The 18,810-nt window shown below is 47.9% G+C and carries 16 protein-coding genes; 5 read left to right on the plus strand and 11 right to left on the minus strand.

The window, feature by feature from the left end:
• Positions 1–29 precede the first annotated feature (29 nt).
• The 8 genes from HMPREF2560_RS07025 to dapA form a co-directional block, all read right to left on the minus strand.
• Entirely contained in the window at positions 30–605 is a 576-nt protein-coding gene (locus tag HMPREF2560_RS07025; RefSeq protein ID WP_070608261.1) for an opacity family porin, read from the minus strand.
• A gap of 135 nt (positions 606–740) precedes the next feature.
• On the minus strand, positions 741–1,916 hold the full coding sequence (gene hemW / locus HMPREF2560_RS07030) for a radical SAM family heme chaperone HemW (RefSeq protein ID WP_070608262.1): 1,176 nt from the start codon (positions 1,914–1,916) through the stop codon (positions 741–743).
• Positions 1,917–2,012: 96 nt separating this feature from the next.
• A complete protein-coding gene (locus HMPREF2560_RS07035) occupies positions 2,013–2,375 on the minus strand; it encodes a DUF6568 family protein (protein ID WP_070608263.1) in 363 nt (120 codons plus the stop codon).
• A gap of 59 nt (positions 2,376–2,434) precedes the next feature.
• Complete coding sequence (locus tag HMPREF2560_RS07040; protein WP_070608264.1) at positions 2,435–2,944, minus strand: hypothetical protein; 510 nt, start codon at positions 2,942–2,944, stop codon at positions 2,435–2,437.
• A 75-nt stretch (positions 2,945–3,019) separates the two neighbouring features.
• Positions 3,020–3,613, minus strand: a complete 594-nt coding sequence (gene rdgB / locus HMPREF2560_RS07045; protein ID WP_070608265.1) for an RdgB/HAM1 family non-canonical purine NTP pyrophosphatase — start codon at positions 3,611–3,613, stop codon at positions 3,020–3,022.
• A 9-nt stretch (positions 3,614–3,622) separates the two neighbouring features.
• Positions 3,623–3,853, minus strand: coding sequence for an NGO_0222 family membrane protein (locus HMPREF2560_RS07050; protein ID WP_036490655.1), 231 nt, complete (start codon positions 3,851–3,853; stop codon positions 3,623–3,625).
• A 121-nt stretch (positions 3,854–3,974) separates the two neighbouring features.
• On the minus strand, positions 3,975–5,105 hold the full coding sequence (bamC, locus tag HMPREF2560_RS07055) for an outer membrane protein assembly factor BamC (protein ID WP_070608266.1): 1,131 nt from the start codon (positions 5,103–5,105) through the stop codon (positions 3,975–3,977).
• An 81-nt stretch (positions 5,106–5,186) separates the two neighbouring features.
• Positions 5,187–6,062, minus strand: coding sequence for a 4-hydroxy-tetrahydrodipicolinate synthase (gene dapA / locus HMPREF2560_RS07060; RefSeq protein WP_070460828.1), 876 nt, complete (start codon positions 6,060–6,062; stop codon positions 5,187–5,189).
• A 336-nt stretch (positions 6,063–6,398) separates the two neighbouring features.
• Between dapA and HMPREF2560_RS07065 the strand changes: the two genes are divergently transcribed.
• From HMPREF2560_RS07065 to HMPREF2560_RS07085, 5 genes are all read left to right on the plus strand, one after another.
• The gene (locus HMPREF2560_RS07065) at positions 6,399–7,790 is read left to right on the plus strand and encodes a nucleobase:cation symporter-2 family protein (protein WP_070608267.1); all 1,392 of its coding nucleotides are present in this window, start codon (positions 6,399–6,401) and stop codon (positions 7,788–7,790) included.
• 116 nt (positions 7,791–7,906) lie between these two features.
• A complete protein-coding gene (locus HMPREF2560_RS07070) occupies positions 7,907–9,049 on the plus strand; it encodes a THUMP domain-containing class I SAM-dependent RNA methyltransferase (RefSeq protein WP_070608268.1) in 1,143 nt (380 codons plus the stop codon).
• Between the two features lie 287 nt (positions 9,050–9,336).
• Positions 9,337–9,846 (plus strand): anaerobic ribonucleoside-triphosphate reductase activating protein, encoded by a 510-nt coding sequence (nrdG, locus tag HMPREF2560_RS07075; RefSeq protein WP_070608269.1) that lies wholly within the window; start codon positions 9,337–9,339, stop codon positions 9,844–9,846.
• A gap of 54 nt (positions 9,847–9,900) precedes the next feature.
• On the plus strand, positions 9,901–11,745 hold the full coding sequence (nrdD, locus tag HMPREF2560_RS07080) for an anaerobic ribonucleoside-triphosphate reductase (RefSeq protein WP_083306187.1): 1,845 nt from the start codon (positions 9,901–9,903) through the stop codon (positions 11,743–11,745).
• Between the two features lie 187 nt (positions 11,746–11,932).
• Positions 11,933–12,322 carry a DUF5339 family protein gene (locus HMPREF2560_RS07085; RefSeq protein WP_063068131.1) on the plus strand — a complete coding sequence of 130 codons (390 nt, stop codon included), beginning with the start codon at positions 11,933–11,935 and terminating at the stop codon, positions 12,320–12,322.
• A gap of 301 nt (positions 12,323–12,623) precedes the next feature.
• On the opposite strand, the gene HMPREF2560_RS07090 is transcribed toward HMPREF2560_RS07085, so the two are convergent.
• The 3 genes from HMPREF2560_RS07090 to rfbD form a co-directional block, all read right to left on the minus strand.
• Entirely contained in the window at positions 12,624–14,048 is a 1,425-nt protein-coding gene (locus HMPREF2560_RS07090; protein ID WP_070608271.1) for a P-loop ATPase, Sll1717 family, read from the minus strand.
• A 25-nt stretch (positions 14,049–14,073) separates the two neighbouring features.
• On the minus strand, positions 14,074–16,920 hold the full coding sequence (uvrA, locus tag HMPREF2560_RS07095; protein ID WP_070608272.1) for an excinuclease ABC subunit UvrA: 2,847 nt from the start codon (positions 16,918–16,920) through the stop codon (positions 14,074–14,076).
• A 154-nt stretch (positions 16,921–17,074) separates the two neighbouring features.
• A complete protein-coding gene (rfbD, locus tag HMPREF2560_RS07100; protein WP_070608273.1) occupies positions 17,075–17,938 on the minus strand; it encodes a dTDP-4-dehydrorhamnose reductase in 864 nt (287 codons plus the stop codon).
• Positions 17,939–18,810: the final 872 nt, after the last annotated feature.

The raw sequence follows: 18,810 nt of genomic DNA on the forward strand, positions 1-18,810 counted from the left end.
ATGATTGCTTCATGTCAAGTATTCAAATATTAGAAGGTTACGCGTACACCGGCAGAAAGTTCGTGGGATTGGGTTTTAAGACCATCAAATTTGCCCCAGTAGTTATAGCGGTAGCCAGCATCCAAAGCAACATTAGGTGTTACTTCGTAGCTTACTCCGGCTAAAGCACCAATACCCATTTTAGTTTCGTTTTCTGAGGAAGTTTCATCTTCACGATTAACAGATATGTGATTAATACCTAAGCGTGCACCGACATATGGTTTGACAGGTGAGTTAATGTTGAAATCATAAATGGCAGAAACACCGACACTTTTGAATTTGGCTTTATAATTAACTAATTCATCATCTCCTACTTCGTCAATACCCTTGAAGGTTTTATAGTGAGTGTAGTCTGCAGCAACGCGAAAATCTCCAAAATCATAGCCAGCAGATAAACGTGGAGTGAATCCTTTATTTTTAATAGTAAAATTTTCACCATCATCATTATCTTTTAATGAAATAGTAGAATGTCCAGCATCTGCTTGAACATAAAAACCTTGATTTGCATCAGCCAATGCAAATGTAGGCAGGGAAAGAGCAATCAGTGTTACCAGAACTTTTTTCATGATTTTGTCCTTAATGTAGGATGAGAAGTAGTGGATAATCGCCGGGGTTGGTCGTTCCCAACAATTATTCTGATTGTATTTTCTTGTCGTAAATTAAGCAAATCTAAAAATGTTTTAACTGTTGTAAAACAGCACTTATAAAAAACACTGTAACAAGTCGTTTAAGAACAAACGGCCTTGCTCGGTTGGGCGGAACACAGTCGGGTCTGATTCAAGCAGGCCCTTTTGTCTGGCGGTTTCGATTTGAGCCATGATTTTTGCAGTGGGTACGCCGGTACGTTCCTGCAACATTGCGGCAGGTACGCCGTCGGTTAGGCGCAGGGCGTTCATCATGAACTCGAATGGAAGGTCTTCGGCAGCAACGGTTTTGCGTTCAACTGCTTCATGCGGATTGCTCTGCATGGCGGCAAGATAGTCGTTGGGATGACGGCGGCGGACGGTACGCTCGATACGGTCAGGATAGGAAATTTTGCCGTGCGCGCCTGCACCTATGCCTAAGTAATCGCCAAACTGCCAGTAGTTCAAATTATGGCGGCACTGCATACCAGGTTTTGCAAAAGCCGATGTTTCGTAGTGGATAAAGCCTGCGCCTTCCAATTCGCCGTGTACGGCATCTTCAATATCCAATGCTGCTTCATCTTGCGGCAATCCTTTTGGCGGCGTATGACCAAAAGGCGTGTTCGGCTCCATGGTCAGATGATATGCGCTGATATGAGATACGCCTGTTGCAATAGCGGTTTGCACATCGTCCAATGCCGTCTGAACCGTTTGGTTTGGCAGGGCGTACATCAAATCGATATTGACTTTATCAAATAATTTCAATGCAGTATTAATAGCTGTCAGAGCTTCTTTGCCATTGTGAACGCGTCCCAATCGAGCAAGCATATTGTCGTTAAAACTCTGCACGCCAATAGACAGGCGCGTAATACCTGCGTCTTTAAATCCTTGAAACTTCTCAATTTCAAATGTGCCCGGGTTTGCTTCTAAAGTAATTTCCGCTTCGGGTTGCAAGCGCAACAGCGAACGCACGCCGCTTAACAAACAGTCAATCGACTCCGCTTGAAACAGGCTGGGTGTACCGCCGCCGAAGAATATGGTTTCCACGGGTCTGCCCCAAATATTGGGCAATTCAAGCTGCAAGTCGGTTAATAGGGCATCGATATAGGCTTCTTCCGGCAGGCCGTTTTTCAGGCTGTGGGAATTGAAGTCGCAATATGGACATTTTTTGATGCACCAAGGAATATGGATATAGAGTGATAAAGGAGGCAGGGCGGTTAGCTGGCCTGGGCGTTGGAAGGTGATTTGGGTCATGGTATATGTTGAGGCTTGAGGCCGTCTGAAATTTTTAGGCCGTTATTTTAACTGAAATGTCAGCTGTGAAAGTAATCAGTAGGAAATTTGCGCAGTCTAGGCACTCAAAAAAGCTTCAATTTCTTCTTCTGATAATTTGGAATTGCAGACGGATTTTATTTTGCCTTGTGAGATGTTGAGTAATGCGGGAACAGTTTTGATGCCGTGTTGTTCACGAAAAGTCTTTAAAGCTGCTTTGTTGCTGCTGTCTGTAAAGCGGATGGTAAGTTGTTTGTTTAACGAAACGGTAAACAGTTTTGCAACAAAACGGCGACAGTATGAACAGCTTGGTTTGCCTAAAAAGACGATAGCAGTTTCTTGACTGTCAATGAGTTGCAGAAGTTCGTCAGGTATGGTTGGGATGAAGGCAGCGACATGTTTTGCAAAGGCTGCCAATTCTTCAGGTGTGGGCTTGGGCATGGGAATGAATGTGAGGTAGGCCGTCTGAAGGTTTCAGACGGCCTGTTGTTTTTATGTAGTTAAAGTCTTTTGCGCATCCAAGATGAGAGTTTGGGTGCACCGAATAGCAGGAAAATGCCGATAAAAAGCTGCGCGATGTTGGCAAGTATACCGGCTTGGTTTTGTGCGCCGAGGTCCGCCCAAACGGATGTATGTGTGTCGATAGCAATAGACTGTACAAAAAGATAGAGAGAGAACCGGTAAATTAGGTCGGGGATGGCTTGGAAAACAGTATATATGCCTATTAATACAATACCGGTCGTCAGCCATGGTGCAGGGTGTTTTGGGGCCTCCTGTGCTGTTTGCAGATGTTCGGGCAACAGGCGGTTGGCAATGGCGGCAGGGAAACACCATAGCAGCAGCCATGCAATTAAATACAAGCCGTAGAGCATCAGTACGGATGAGATTTGTTTACTGTCATACATGCTTTCTGTCTGTACGAATATGGTCGCGATGCTGCCAAGCGTTTGTACGATACCGATTAAAACGACCAAGCGGATGGCGACAATCAAGATTTGCTTAGGGGACATGGATTTCTTCCATTATTTGTTGGATTTAGAACATCTAAAAAAACGTTTCAGGTTTTCAGACGGCCTATTATCGATTTATAAGGATTCAATTTTTCTTAACAATTCACGCAATGCTTGAGCGCGGTGGCTTTCGGCATTTTTGATTTCAGGGTTAAGCTCGGAGGTGGTGCAACCATGTTCGGCCAAATAGAAATGCGGATCGTAGCCGAAGCCGTTTGTACCGGCTGCTTCGGCCTGCCATTGGCCGCGCCAGATGCCTTCGGCGATGATGGGCTGCGGGTCGTTTTCGTGGCGGACGAGTACGAGTACGCAGACGTAGTAGCAGCTTTTGTCGTCTTTATCGGCAAGATCGGCAGAGAGTTTGGCGTTGTTTGCGGCATCGGATTTGGGGTTTTCGCCTGCATAACGTGCGGAGAAAATGCCGGGTGCGCCGTTTAAGGCGTTGGTGCAGATGCCGGAGTCGTCGGCAAGTGCCGGTAAGCCGCTGTATTTGGCGGCATGACGTGCTTTAGCCAGGGCATTTTCAACAAAGGTATGGTACGGCTCGGGACATTCGGGCGTATTGAACTGTGATTGTGGCAGGACTTCGATATTTAAGTCGGCGAAGAGGCGGGAAAATTCTTTGAGTTTGCCTGCGTTGCCACTGGCAAGGACGATTTTTTCAAACATGGTTTTTCCTTAATGGGTTTCGGTTTGCTGCATACGAGCCATTTGTGCGCGTGCTTTGTGGCGGATGTAAAGGGCAAGGCTGCCGATTTGGGCAAAAACGGCGGCAAAGGCAAACAGAAAGGCGGCAACGGCAAATTGTTTGCTGTGAATGCTCAGAAGATAAGCGCCCAACAGAATCAGTACGATAAACATCAGGGTAAACAGGGCGGTCAGGAGCAGATAGGCTTTTTGTCGGGTCATGGCAGCTTGGGGGAGGGGGAAAATGTTCTGATTATAACGTCAGATTGGGAATTTGAAACCATGCCGGATTCGTTAAAAAGGCCGTCTGAATATTTCAGACGGCCTTAAGTCGAATAACGGATTAACGCAATTCTGTGTGCAGGCGGCTCAACAATGTGGAGGCATCGCTTCCTTTGTATGGGCTGCCGTCTTTGTTCAACAGATGGAGGCGTGCGCCATTGTTGATAGGTTCAACATACACGATGATTTCAGGATAAGTTTTTGGCGCTTCTGCTTTGCCTTTGCCAAATACGCGTTTGAACAGGCCTGGTTTTTTATTGGCAACTGCTTCGCCTTCGGTTGGTGCTTGTTGAACCAAGAAAGCGCGGCGTTCGGCATTTTGACCGATAACAGTCAGGCCGATGCGGTCAAGCGCAAGGGCGGTACGGCGCCAGTTGCGGCCGTAATCGCCTGCCAGCAACAGAGTGCCGTTGTCCACACGCGCCAATTCAGACGCATTGCTGCGGGCGGCAACGCTTTGGGTCAGAGCCTGTTCGGCTTGCTGACCGTCAACGCCCAAGTATTGCATAAAGCGGGCGAGGAATGCGGCTTCGAGGTTAGGATCGTTTTCACCCGGCTGCCACATCGTAGTGTCTTTTTTACGGTCGGCATAAACTTCTTTCATGCCTTTGTGGGCGAAGAAGATGTCGGTCGAACCGTTTTTACCTTGTTCGATGCGGATGATGAATTTGTCGCGTTCGCTGGTAGAGTAGATGCCGCCCAAGCCGACTTTGTCCAACAGGCGGCGCAGGCTGTCTTGAGGGATTTTGGCTCGGTTTTCTGCCCACTCGGTTTCCATTTGGCCGATGGCAGGTTCTTCAGATTTGATGTCGAAACCGTTTTCTTGCCAGAACACTTTCAGCAAAGGCCAAATTTCGCGAGGTGATTTGCCATCGACAACCAACCAGCGTTGGTTGCCGTCACGCTCAAGGCGTACGCCTTTAACGGATTTCAAAACTTCTGCATTGGCAGGTTGTTGTACGGCCTGAGTGCGGCGTTTGTTGAAGTCGCTGGCGCGGACGGCGCCGCTGCCTGCCGGTAATTGATAGAGGTTGCCTTGGTCTGGGTTGTTCAAATCAGGTGGTACTTCCAGTTTGACCAGGCGGTGAGATTGACTTTGATAGTCGAGTTTGGGTTGTTCTTTTTTGCTGCCGGAACAGGCAGTCATGCTAATCAGGGCGAAGGCTACTACGATGGGTTTGATATAGGTCATCTTGTTTTCCTGTGGATGAAGTTCTTAACAGGGAGGCCGTCTGAAAGGGGTGTTTGGGATTCAGACGGCCTTATTTCCGGATCAGATTTGTCCTGATTTTTCCAGAGCGGCTCGGACTTTGGCTTGACCGGCTTCGGTCAGTGCTACCAAAGGCAGACGAACATGGGGTTCGCATTTGCCCAATAAGCTCAGGCCCCATTTGGGCGCGGCCGGGCTGGGCTCGCAGAACATGGTGTTATAAATTGGGATAAGTTGCTCGTTTAGACGACGGGCGGTCGCAATATCGCCCTCAAGGGCGGCTCGGCACATATCGGCAAAGAGTTTCGGTGCAACGTTGGCTGCAACGGTTACCACGCCATGACCGCCACACAGCATGAAAGGCAGGCCGGTAGGGTCGTCGCCGGAGAACACGGCAAAACCTTCAGGAACGCTGTTGATCAATTCGATGTTGTTGCCAATATTGCCGCTGGCTTCTTTCACACCGACGATATTCGGAATCTCGGCCAAACGCAAAATAGTGTCGTTGCTCATGCTGACGACGGTACGGCCGGGAACATTATAGATAATCATCGGAATCGAAGTGGCTTCGGCGATGGCTTTGAAATGTTGGTAAATGCCTTCTTGCGAAGGTTTGTTGTAGTAGGGAACAACAGATAAGGTGTAGTCCGCACCGGCTTGCTCGGCAGCTTTGGAAAGGGCGATGGCTTCGACAGTATTGTTGGCGCCTGTGCCGGCGATAACGGGAACGCGCTTATTGACGTGTTTGACAGTGGCTTCAATAACGGCCAAATGTTCTTCGACAGGCAGGGTGGCTGACTCGCCGGTAGTGCCGACTGCGACGATGCCGTCGGTGCCGTTTTCAATGTGCCAGTCGATTAAGTCATGAAGTTGTTCGTAGTTGATGCTGCCGTCTTGATTCATCGGAGTAATCAGGGCAACCAGACTGCCTTTTAACATACGGAAACCTTTAATTTTATGGTGTGGGTGAATTATGCAGTGGATTGTAGCTTACTTTGTTGTTTGTGTGAAACATATCCGCTATGAGGCTTTGCCGTTTAATGGTGACTTGTCATTATCTTAATGAATAATACATTTTTAAATCATTGGTTTGTTTGTTTTGAGATGAAAAAATGATGTCAAGAATTAAAATGTGTTAAGGCGGTTTGAGGCCGTCTGAAAACGGCTGGGCGGAACTTTCAGACGGCCTGATGGTTTTGAATTTGCTGATACATTTCAAATTGGTTAAAATACGCATCTTAATATTTTTTAACGATTCTTGAGAGAAGGTTCAACATGGCCGGAATGACTGAAAAACAGGCGGAATCGCTTGATTTGGTTTATGGTTTGGAAGATAAGCCGCCGTTTGGGAATGCGTTGTTGAGTGCGGTTACGCACCTTCTGGCGATTTTTGTTCCGATGATTACTCCGGCACTGATTGTCGGCGGGGCGTTGGAGCTGCCGGTTGAAATGACGGCTTATTTGGTGTCGATGGCGATGGTGGCTTCCGGTGTCGGTACTTATTTGCAGGTCAACCGTTTCGGGCCGGTCGGTTCGGGTATGTTGTCGATTCAGTCGGTCAACTTCTCTTTTGTTACCGTAATGATTGCGCTCGGTACCGGCATGAAAGAGGGCGGCTTGACTGAAGATACGATGATTTCAACGCTCTTGGGCGTGTCCTTTGTCGGCGCGTTTTTGGTGTGCTTCTCCGCTTGGCTTTTGCCTTATCTGAAAAAAGTGATTACGCCGACTGTAAGCGGAGTGGTCGTCATGCTGATCGGCTTGAGTTTGGTGCATGTCGGCATTACCGATTTCGGCGGCGGCTTCGGTGCGAAAGCAGACGGTACGTTCGGCTCGATGGAAAACTTAGGTCTGGCATCGCTGGTGTTGCTGATTGTGTTGGTTTTCAACTGCTTGAAGAATCCATTGCTGCGCATGAGCGGCATCGCGGTGGGTTTGATCGTCGGGTATATCGTTGCGCTGTTTTTGGGCAAAGTGGATTTTTCCGCCCTGCAAAATCTGCCGCTGATTACCCTGCCTGTTCCGTTTAAATATGGTTTCGCATTTGATTGGCACGCGTTTATTGTCGCCGGTGCGATTTTCTTGTTGAGCGTATTTGAGGCAGTGGGCGATTTGACGGCGACAGCAATGGTCTCCGAGCAGCCGATTGAGGGTGAGGAATACACCAAACGTCTGCGCGGCGGCGTATTGGCAGATGGTTTGGTGTCTGTGATTGCGACTGCGTTGGGTTCTTTGCCGCTGACCACTTTTGCGCAAAATAACGGCGTGATTCAAATGACCGGCGTGGCTTCGCGCCATGTGGGCAAATATATTGCAGCGATTTTGGTATTGTTGGGCTTGTTCCCTGTCATCGGTCGCGCGTTTACCACGATTCCAAGTCCTGTTTTGGGTGGCGCGATGGTGTTGATGTTTGGCCTGATTGCGATTGCCGGCGTGCGGATTTTGGTCAGCCATGGTATTCGCCGTCGTGAAGCGGTCATCGCGGCTACTTCTGTCGGTTTGGGTTTAGGCGTGGCATTTGAGCCGGAAGTGTTCAAAAACCTGCCTGTATTGTTCCAAAACTCAATTTCCGCAGGCGGTATTATGGCGGTATTGTTGAACTTGGTTTTGCCGGAAGATAAAACCGATAAAGCGGTTAAGGTGGAAACCGACAGTTTGGATCACTAAGCAAGCTTTGTTCAAAGGCCGTCTGAAGTTTCAGACGGCCTTTGGTTTTTCAGCTATAATATTGTTTTTATTTGTTATCCGAGTGGTTCGGATAGCTCTACCCGGAAAGGTTTTATATGACGGTTTATTCACTTTTTATCACTTGTCCTCGTGGTTTGGAAGCGCCTTTGACGCAGGAACTCGAACGCATGGTATGTCAGGATATCCGCGCTGTTGACGGCGGCGTGGCATGTAAAGGCACGATGGAGCAGGTGTATCGCATCAACCTGCATTCGCGCGTTGCCAGCCGCGTTTTGCTGCGTTTGACTAAAGGCGGTTATCGCAACGAACACGATATCTACAAACTAGCACGAAATCTGCATTGGACAGGTTGGTTTAAGCTGGAACAGACCTTCAAGGTCAAAGTCGAAGGCAAACGCGCCAATGTGAAAAGCTTGGATTTTGTCGGTTTGAAAATCAAAGATGCCGTCTGCGATGCCTTCCGCGATATTTATGATGCGCGTCCGAGCGTGGGCAAAATCAACCCCGATATCCGCATTCATGCCTTTATCGATGAGCGCAATGTAGAAATCTTTATCGATACTTCCGGCGAAGCACTCTTCAAACGCGGCTATCGTCAGGATACCGGCGAAGCGCCATTGAGGGAGAACTTGGCGGCAGGTTTGCTGCTTTTGGCAGGCTACGACGGTACGCAGCCTTTCCAAGACCCGTTTTGCGGCAGCGGCACAATTGTCATTGAGGCAGCATGGATTGCGACACACCGTGCGCCGGGCTTGATGCGCCATTTCGGTTTTGAAAAACTGCAAAACTTCGACCAAGAAAAATGGCAAGCCCTGCGCCGTGAAGCTGAAAAACAAATCAAACCGGCCGCCGCGCCCATTTCCGGCAGTGACAACGACCGTTATATGATTCGTGCCGCACTAGCTAATGCCCAAGCCGCCGAAGTGGATAATTTCATCCGCTTTGACGTGAAAGATGCGCAGGCTGCGCGACCGAACGGCGAACACGGCATTATGATTTCCAATCCGCCTTATGGTGTGCGCCTTGCCGAAATTCAGGCTTTGCAGGCGCTTTATCCGCAACTGGGCACATGGTTGAAACAGCATTACGCAGGCTGGCTTGCCGGAATGTTGACCGGCGATCGCGATATGCCGAAATTTATGCGCCTTTCTCCGAAGCGTAAAATTCCATTGTTCAATGGCAACTTGGATTGCCGATTGTTTTTGATGGATATGGTTAAAGGCTCGAATCGGGGCTAAAACCTGAAATTGAGGCCGTCTGAAAGATGATTTCAGACGGCCTTTTTTGATTTGTTAAAACCGTCTTTGTTATAACGGAGTTTGCTTTTCTTTTTTTAATTACAGACCGTCTGAATCGTGTTCAGACGGCCTTTTTATTGGTTTAAAACTGCTATTTTATAGTAATAGACAATTAGATAAATAATAAAAATCTATTATATGAGTAAAATACATTGTTAAATAAAAATACCATATCTAGTAGTATTGTGTTTTAATGCACACCATATCTTGTGTTTTATGGCATTGCGATGAGCGGTTTGAAATTTACAATCGAGCAAATTGTATGGCAGGAGGTGCCGGGCGAAGTGTCGCTGGCGTTTCTGTTTTCCGGCTGTCCGCTGCGTTGCAAAGGTTGCCACAGTGCCGATACATGGAAAGAGGGCATTGGCACGGAATTGACCGGGGATTATTTGAAAGGCCGTCTGAAACGCTATCGCGGATTAATCAGCTGCGTGTTGTTTATGGGCGGGGAATGGCAGCCGGAAGCCTTGCAGAAAATGTTGGGCATCGTGACGCAGGCGGGTTTGAAAGCCTGTTTGTACACCGGCTTGGAGCGTGAGGAGCTGGAAGCGGTTTCAAACGGTATCCTGCCTTATCTGACGTATCTGAAAACCGGCCGCTGGCAGATGGAGCTGGGCGGCTTGGACAGTCCGACAACCAATCAGAAGTTTATCGATTTGCGCACGGGCGAAGTGTTGAACCGCTTGTTTGTCAAAGACAAACCCGCTCCTAAAGTGTTTCCAGTGGCTTCAATTTAGCCCGGTGCTGTATTGCACTGATTTAAATTGAATTTATTGTATTCGCTGACAGCGATGTTTCAGACGGCCCAACCGTCATTGTTTAATAAATCAACCAAACCATACAGGAGAATTAACATGATTCGGCTGCATCCCGAACAGTTAAACGGAAAACTACAATTCATGCGCGACTACATCAGCGCGCAAAACGCGGCGGACGGCTCGAAAATGGACGCCAATGCCAACGTTACCCAGAAAAACATCGCCACGATGGAAGCGGAAATCATGAAAGACTTTTTCGTGCAGATTAACCGCGCCCAAGTGTCGCGCAAAATCGCCGAAATTTTCGACCAATACGTTGCCGACGAATACATCCGCCAGATTGAGGCGCACGAGATTTATGTGCACGACGAAACCAGCCTCAAGCCTTATTGTGTGTCGGTTACGCTGTATCCCTTCCTGCTCGACGGCTTAAGCAAACTCGGCGGCGAATCTAAGGCGCCGCAACATCTGGCTTCGTTTTGCGGTTCGTTTATCAACTTGGTGTTTGCCATCAGCGCGCAATTTGCCGGCGCGGTGGCAACGGTGGAATTTCTGACTTATTTCGACTACTTCGCCCGCAAAGACTACGGCGACGATTATTTGGAAACCCACGGCAAAGAAATTGCCAACCACATGCAGCAGGTGGTGTACAGCATCAACCAGCCCGCCGCCGCGCGCGGTTATCAGAGCGTATTCTGGAATATTTCCGTTTACGATCAATACTATTTCGACGCGATGTTCGGCGATTTCGTCTTCCCCGATTTCAGCAAACCGGTGTGGGCGAGCGTAGCGAAGCTGCAAAACTTCTTCCTCAAATGGTTCAATCAGGAGCGCACCAAAGCCGTTTTGACCTTCCCCGTCGTTACCGCCGCGATGCTGACCGACGGCGGCAAATGCAAAGACACCGTGTTTGCCGACGAAATGGCGAAAGAGTTGGCGGAGGGAAATTCCTTCTTCGTCTATCTTTCCGACAACCCCGACTCGTTGGCTTCCTGTTGCCGACTGCGCAACGCCATTGAAGACCGCACCTTCAGCTACACCCTCGGCGCAGGCGGCGTAGCGACCGGTTCCATCAACGTCATCACCATCAACATGAACCGGCTGGAGCAAGACGGGCGCGACCTTGCCGCCGAAGTCGCTAAAATCCACAAATACCAATACGCCTACCGCAAACTGATGGAAGAATACCAAGCCGCCGGAATGCTGCCCGTTTACGATGCAGGCTTTATCACACTGGACAAACAGTTCCTCACCATCGGCATCAACGGCATGGCGGAAGCCGCCGAATCGCAAGGCATCAAAGTCGGCTACAACGACGACTACATCAACTTCGTCCAAGGCCGTCTGAAAACCATATTCGAAGCCAACCAAGCCGCCAGCAAACACTACGGCGTGAAATTCAACACCGAGTTTGTCCCTGCCGAAAACCTCGGCGTGAAAAACGCCAAATGGGACAAAGCCGATGGCTACAAAGTCAGCCGCGAATGCTACAACTCCTATTTCTACGTCGTCGAAGACGAAGAAATCAACGCGCTCGACAAATTCCTGCTGCACGGCAAGGAACTGGTGGACTGGCTCGACGGCGGCTCCGCGCTGCATCTAAACCTCGACGAAGCCCTGCCCGAATCCGGCTACCGTTCGCTCTTGGACATCGCCGCGCAAACCGGCTGCAACTACTTCTGCGTGAACGTGCGCATCACCATTTGCAACGAATGCGGCCATATCGACAAACGCACCCTGCACGCCTGCTCTGCCTGTGGCAGCCACGACATCGACTACGGCACCCGTGTCATCGGCTATCTGAAACGCGTATCCGCATTCAGTAGCGGACGGCGCAAAGAGCATGCGCTCAGACATTATCACCGTAAAGCGGCGTAATCGTTGAAAAAAAGATTACTTCAAGCATAAGGCCGTCTGAAACTTCAGACGGCCTTGATTATGTTGAGATAGGCAGGCTCTTTCAATGATATAGTTTTGATTAAAATAAACAAAAACTCTTGACGTCTTCATATAATGAATTAACATATAACATCCTTTAACCTAAATTTAAAAAAGCGAGAGACACATGAAAACATCAGCTTTATTGGCAGCTTTATTGGCAGCCCTGTCCCTGTCAGCATGTGGCGACGGTTCAGGCTCATCTTCTTCTGCCGTTTGTGATGAGTACGAAAAAGCATTTGCCGAAGCAACTAAAGACGTAGATGCCGCAACCAAAGACATGATGCAAAAATCTTTCGAACAAACCAAAGAAGCGTTGAAAAACCTGCCAGCAGACCAACGCGATGCAACCTGTAAAACTTCTTTGGACGCTTTGAAAGGCGTTCCTGCTGCAGAAACTCCTGAAGAAAAAGCCGAAGAAGCCAAAGATGCCGCTGAAGAGGCTAAAGAAGAAGCAAAAGACGCAGCGGAAGATGCCAAAGAAGCTGCTGAAGACGCTAAAGAAGAAGCTAAATAATACGGCTAAGCTTTACAGAAAAACGGATTCCAATGATTTGGAATCCGTTTTTTGTTGTGTGAATCAAGGTGGTTGTTTTAGATAGAACATTTTCAATTTTCAGACGGCCATTTCTTATGCCGTCTGAAAGCGTTAGTTTTAACTAAGTGGAATTGACAACAGAAAGCCATCAATCGAATAACCGCGTGCGTGCGTACCGCACACACCCTACAAATGAATCACAAAGAATTTGAAATTTATGCGTAGGGTGTGGCGCAGCCACGCACGCGGGGGGGGTTACAGGCTACGGTCTGCTAAGGAGTTATATTAAATTTAATGCCTTCCATAATCCTTTGTGTAAAACAACTGTATAAGTAGAATTAAAGTGTGAATTTTTATTTCTAAATTTAAATTCATATCTATTAGATGTTCCATTGCTCCACTTATTTCCGATTGCCCCACAATCGTATAAAACATTCATCAACTTTTTCAGATTATCTTCAGTTAATTTGGAAACTTCACTTATTTCTTTTAATTTACTATAGGGAAATTCTCTTTGTTTAATTTTGCTTATTATTTCATAGAACCTTTCATAATCATGAATATCGATGTAACCAACAATTTCATCACGTATCTCAGGTTCAAAATAGTCTATTGAATATCTTTTTAGTCCTTGCATGATAAGGTTTTCTGTGAATTTTCCATTTGTCTCAATTTCTTTTAAGCAGTTCATCATGCTAATAAAGTCTCGAGGTGTATGTCTTGTCATCTCTAGTAAATATTGCAGAGATGGCTTTCCTTTAATAGTATCAGGAAAAAAATTCTTAAAAATATCAATTTCTTTATTAAAAGATAATTTTGCTCTTAAGTTTACTAGTTTTACTAAGTTAGACCCTTCGGCATAATCAGTATCTTGATACCAGTTTAATTCAAATCCAAAGTCTTTTCTTAATTTATTTTTATTTGGGTTTGGTAGTTTTTCATATAGTTCAGTTCGACAAAGGATAACGATATGAATTTTTTTTTTGTTAGAAAAAAATAATAAATTAAGCTTCTCAGCTTCAAAAATTAGTGCTGATAGAGCTTGATATTGTACTTCTCTAGAAGTTAGAATATCATCTAAACCATCAATTATTAGAATTAGACCACCCTCAGTAGAATAACTGATAACTAATTCTTTTAAAAAAGAAACTAAATCCGTAAAAATTGTTTCATATGAGTTGCTTTGAGTTGAACCAGCGGTAGAATACTCTAAAATTTTAGGGATTTGAATTTTAAATTCTTTTTTACTAGATTTTACCGCAACACTTTTTAAATCTGATGATGAAAGAAGTCCAAACTCATCAAGTTTATCAATAGCTTTATTGTACTCAATATTTACTGCATCTCTTGCCCCATGATCATGTCTTAGTTCATCAATTATTGCCAATAGAAGTAGCCAAGACCAAGATGTTGGGTATTTGGCTTCTGGTTCAGCTTGACCTGAAAAAATCTTTCCAAAAGATTTAAAAGGGAATTCTTGCAATCTAATGACAGAAACTCGTTTTTCTTTTGCTTCTAAACGTAGTTTTTCTGCAATGGCTGATTTACCGCATCCTTTATGACCTAATACAAGGAAATTGTTACCAGATTCAATTTCTTGGTATATGTTTTTATAATCTAAATAGGCTTTTTTTAGCAATTCTGGATAACGAGATCCCTCTGTTTCTCCTGATGCTTTGCCAAATTCGATATCCTTAAATTCCATTTATGTTTCCTTATCAATATTGAAATTATAAAACCACTTTCAAATACTTCCCAGTATAACTCCCCTTAACCTTTGCCACCTGTTCAGGGCTACCTGAAGCAATAATTCTTCCCCCTCCATTGCCGCCTTCCGGCCCTAAGTCGACAATATAATCAGCTGTTTTTATAACGTCAAGATTATGCTCGATAATCACTATCGAGTTGCCTTTACCTTTCAGACGGCCTATGACTTCCAGCAGTAAGGCGATATCGGCGAAGTGCAGGCCGGTGGTGGGTTCGTCGAGGATGTAGAGCGTTCTGCCGGTGTCGCGTTTGGAGAGTTCCAAGGCGAGTTTGACGCGCTGGGCTTCGCCGCCGGAGAGGGTGGTGGCGGATTGGCCGAGGCGGATGTAGCCGAGGCCTACGTCCATCAGGGTTTGCAGTTTGCGCGATACGGTGGGGACGGCGTCGAAAAATTCGCGGGCTTCTTCGACGGTCATGTCGAGGACTTGGCTGATGTTTTTGCCTTTGTATTGGATTTCGAGGGTTTCGCGGTTGTAGCGTTTGCCGTGGCAGACTTCGCAGGGGACGTACACGTCGGGCAGGAAGTGCATTTCGACTTTAATCACGCCGTCGCCTTGGCAGGCTTCGCAGCGGCCGCCTTTGACGTTGAAGGAGAATCTGCCGACGTTGTAGCCGCGTTCGCGCGAGAGGGGGACACCGGCGAAGAGTTCGCGGATGGGGGTGAACAGGCCGGTGTAGGTGGCTGGGTTAGAGCGCGGGGTGCGGCCGATGGGGGATTGGTCGACGTTGATGACTTTGTCGAGGTGTTCGAGGCCGCGGATGTCGTCGTATGGGGCGGGTTCTTCTTGGGCGCGGTTGAGTTCGCGGGCGGTGATTTTGGCGAGGGTGTCGTTAATCAGGGTGGATTTGCCGCTGCCGGATACGCCGGTGATACAGGTAATTAACCCGAGCGGCAGTTCGAGGGTAACGTTTTTGAGGTTGTTGCCGCGCGCGCCTTTGAGGACAAGCATCCGCTCGGGATTGACGGGCGTGCGTTCAGACGGCACGGCAATGGTTTTTTTGCCGCTGAGGTATTGCCCGGTAACGGATTTTTCGCATTTTGCAACGTTTTCGGGGGTGTCGGCAATCAGTACGTTGCCGCCGTGTTCACCTGCGCCGGGGCCCATATCGACGACGAAATCGGCTTCGCGGATGGCGTCTTCGTCGTGTTCGACCACAATCACGCTGTTGCCCAAATCGCGCAGGCGTTTGAGGGTGGCGAGCAGGCGGTCGTTGTCGCGCTGGTGCAAACCGATGGAGGGTTCGTCCAAAACGTACATCACGCCGGTCAGGCCGCTGCCGATTTGGCTGGCGAGGCGGATGCGCTGGGCTTCGCCGCCAGAGAGGGTTTCGGCGGAGCGGCTTAAATTCAGGTAATCCAGCCCGACATTAATCAGAAAGCCGAGCCGCTCGGTGATTTCTTTGAGGATTTTTTCGGCGATTTGTTTTTTGTTGCCGTCCAAATCCAGCGTTTCAAAGAATTGGTGGGTTTTAGTCAGCGGCCAGGCGGAGACTTCGTGCAACGGTTCGCCACCGACGTAAACGTAGCGCGCTTCTTTGCGCAAACGTGCGCCGCCGCAGCTCGGGCAGGCGCGGTGGTTTTGGTATTCACGCAGTTTTTCGCGCACGGTTTCGCTGTCAGTTTCGCGGTAGCGGCGTTCGAGATTGGGGATGATACCTTCGAAGGCATGGCTGCGGTTGAAGGTGGTGCCGCGTTCGGACAGGTAAGTAAAATCAATGACTTCTTTGCCCGAGCCGTGCAAGACAATTTTTCTGACTTTTTCCGGTAGGGTTTCCCAAGCGGTGCTGACATCAAATTTATAATGATGTGCAAGCGATTGAATCATTTGGAAATAGAATTGGTTGCGCTTATCCCAGCCGTCAATCGCGCCTGCGGCTAAGGATAATTCGGGATGGGCGACCACTTTTTCGGGGTCGAAGAAATTGGTGTTGCCCAAGCCGTCGCAAGTCGGGCAGGAACCCATAGGGTTGTTGAAGGAAAACAGGCGCGGCTCTAACTCGGGCAGGCTGTATGAACATACGGGGCAGGCGAAACGTGCGGAAAACCAATGCTCTTCGCCGCTGTCCATTTCCATTGCCAACGCGCGCTCGTTGCCGTGGCGTAGCGCGGTTTCAAAACTTTCCGCCAGTCGTTGTTTAATGTCGGCTTTTACTTTCACGCGGTCGATGACGACGTCGATGTTGTGCTTGATGTTTTTTTCCAGCTTCGGTACTTCGTCCAACTGATAGACTTCGCCGTCCACGCGTACACGCGCAAAGCCCTGCGCCTGCAAGTCGGCAAAGAAATCGACAAACTCGCCCTTACGCTCGCGTACTGCCGGCGCAAGAATCATCACGCGCGTGTCTTCCGGCAGTTTCAATACGGCATCGACCATCTGCGATACGGTTTGGCTCGACAGCGGTAGCTTGTGTTCGGGGCAATGCGGCGTACCGACACGGGCGAATAAAAGGCGCAGGTAATCGTGGATTTCCGTTACCGTGCCGACGGTGGAACGCGGGTTGTGGCTGGTGGATTTCTGCTCGATGGAAATCGCGGGCGATAAGCCTTCAATTAAGTCGACATCGGGCTTGTCCATCATCTGCAAAAACTGGCGCGCATAGGCAGAAAGGCTTTCAACATAACGGCGTTGGCCTTCTGCATACAAAGTATCAAACGCCAGCGACGATTTGCCGCTGCCTGACAATCCTGTTACCACCACGAGCTTGTGGCGCGGAATGTCCAAATCGACATTTTTCAAATTATGCGTGCGCGCGCCGCGGATGCGGATGGTGTCATTATCGTGTGAATGTTTGGGATGATGGTTGCACATATTGTCAGGCCGTCTGAAAAATAAAATAAACGGCTATTGTAGCACTTTTCAAATGACAGACTGGATAGATAAAGCTTTTGATATATATAAAAGAAACAAAAAGGCCGTCTGAAAATGTGTTTTCAGACGGCCTTGATATAGATGGATCAGCTTATCAGTCGATTTTGCGGAGAATTTCGCGCAGGGCTTTTTGCCAGTCGGACGGCTTGATACCAAATTCGGTCTCTAGGCGTGAGCAATCCATAATGCTGTATGCCGGACGAGGAGCGGGTAGGGGGTATTGTTCGGTGGTGATTGCGTTCAGTTCCGGAATGCGGAAGCTGTCGTCTAATTGGTGGGCCGTCTGAAAGATGGCTTTGGTAAATTCGTACCATGTTGCCGATTTATTGCCACAGTAATGGAAGATGCCGCGTGGGGAGGTAGGCTGTTGCAGTAAACTGATGATGGCATGAGCCAAGTCGCCTGCATAAGTAGGGCAACCGGTTTGGTCATGAACGATGGAGAGGGAGTCGCGTTCTTTGGCAAGGCGCAACATGGTTTTGACGAAATTGCTGCCGTATTCGCTAAACAGCCATGAAGTACGGACGATTGTACTTTCCGGATGCGCGGCTAAAGCCAAAAGCTCGCCTGCAACTTTGGATTGACCGTAAGTACTGTGCGGATTGGTGTAGTCGGTTTCGCGGTAAGGGCGTTTGCCTTCGCCGTCGAATACATAATCAGTGGAAATATGGATAAAGCGGGCGTGTGCGGCGCGGGCAGCTGCGGCCAGGTTGTGAACAGCGGTTGCGTTGACGGCAAAAGCAGCCTCTGCGTTTTCTTCTGCTTTATCGACGGCAGTGTAAGCCGCGGCATTAACGATGGCATCTGGTTGGAAATTTTTGATCATGTGATGCACGGCTTCGGTATCGGTAATGTCCAGCGAAGTAGAATCGGTAGCAATCAGTTCCCAATCTTCGGGCAGGCGGTCGCGCAGACAACGGGCAAGCTGGCCTTTGGCTCCGGTCAATAAAGTACGCATGGTTGAGTATCTCCTCTGATAGCTGTTAAATAGGTATTCGTGTCATTATAGTGTAAATACGACAAATTCACATTATTGGCGTAGAACAAAATGCAGAGGCGACTGTATTTGGGCAAATTGTCGATATTATCTATCCATAATAATAACCGCTTATTGGTATTATGTTTGTTTACTATAACTAGAGTTAAAGTTTAGCTTTTAATAAGATAGATAAAGGATCTATGCTGTTTGAGAGAGTGTGAATCAATGTTAATGTTTTTATTGTTGCTAGGATAATGGAATTTAAAAACAGGCGAAACTCCGTCCTTTTGTCGGCAAATTCTACCGTTTGATATTTTTGAGTAAATATTTTGAAAAATATTACTAAAATAATAATTGAGCAAGGGCGGATTTGCTCGTTCCGCTAGCTCGATATCTTTATTAACTATTTTGGGAGTAATTATTATGGCATACTGTTACGGGGGGTATTATGCTAGACCCCTGGTTAGTTCTTACTGCGCTCCTGCGCCTAAGGCTTCCTACTCTTCTTACTACTGCGCTCCTGCAGCGAAATCTTCTGTTTCTATCGGCAGCATCGCTAGCATTGCCAGCGTCGGCGTGTCAGTAGTTAATGCGGTAACTGGTTTGGTTTCTGCTATTGCGGCTTTCTGCCCACCGGCAAAAACTCCTAACTACAAATGTGTTCCGGCTTGCCCACCTTACAACTGCGATCCAATCAAACCGATCCCATGTCCAAAACCTCAGCCTAAACCTCAGCCTAAGCCTCAACCAAAACCTGAGCCTAAACCTGAGCCACAGCCAGAACCGCAACCAGAACCAAAACCACAACCAAAACCACAACCAAAACCTGAGCCTAAGCCAGAACCAAAACC

This window comes from Neisseria sp. HMSC078H04, from assembly GCF_001838135.1.
GTDB lineage: Bacteria > Pseudomonadota > Gammaproteobacteria > Burkholderiales > Neisseriaceae > Neisseria.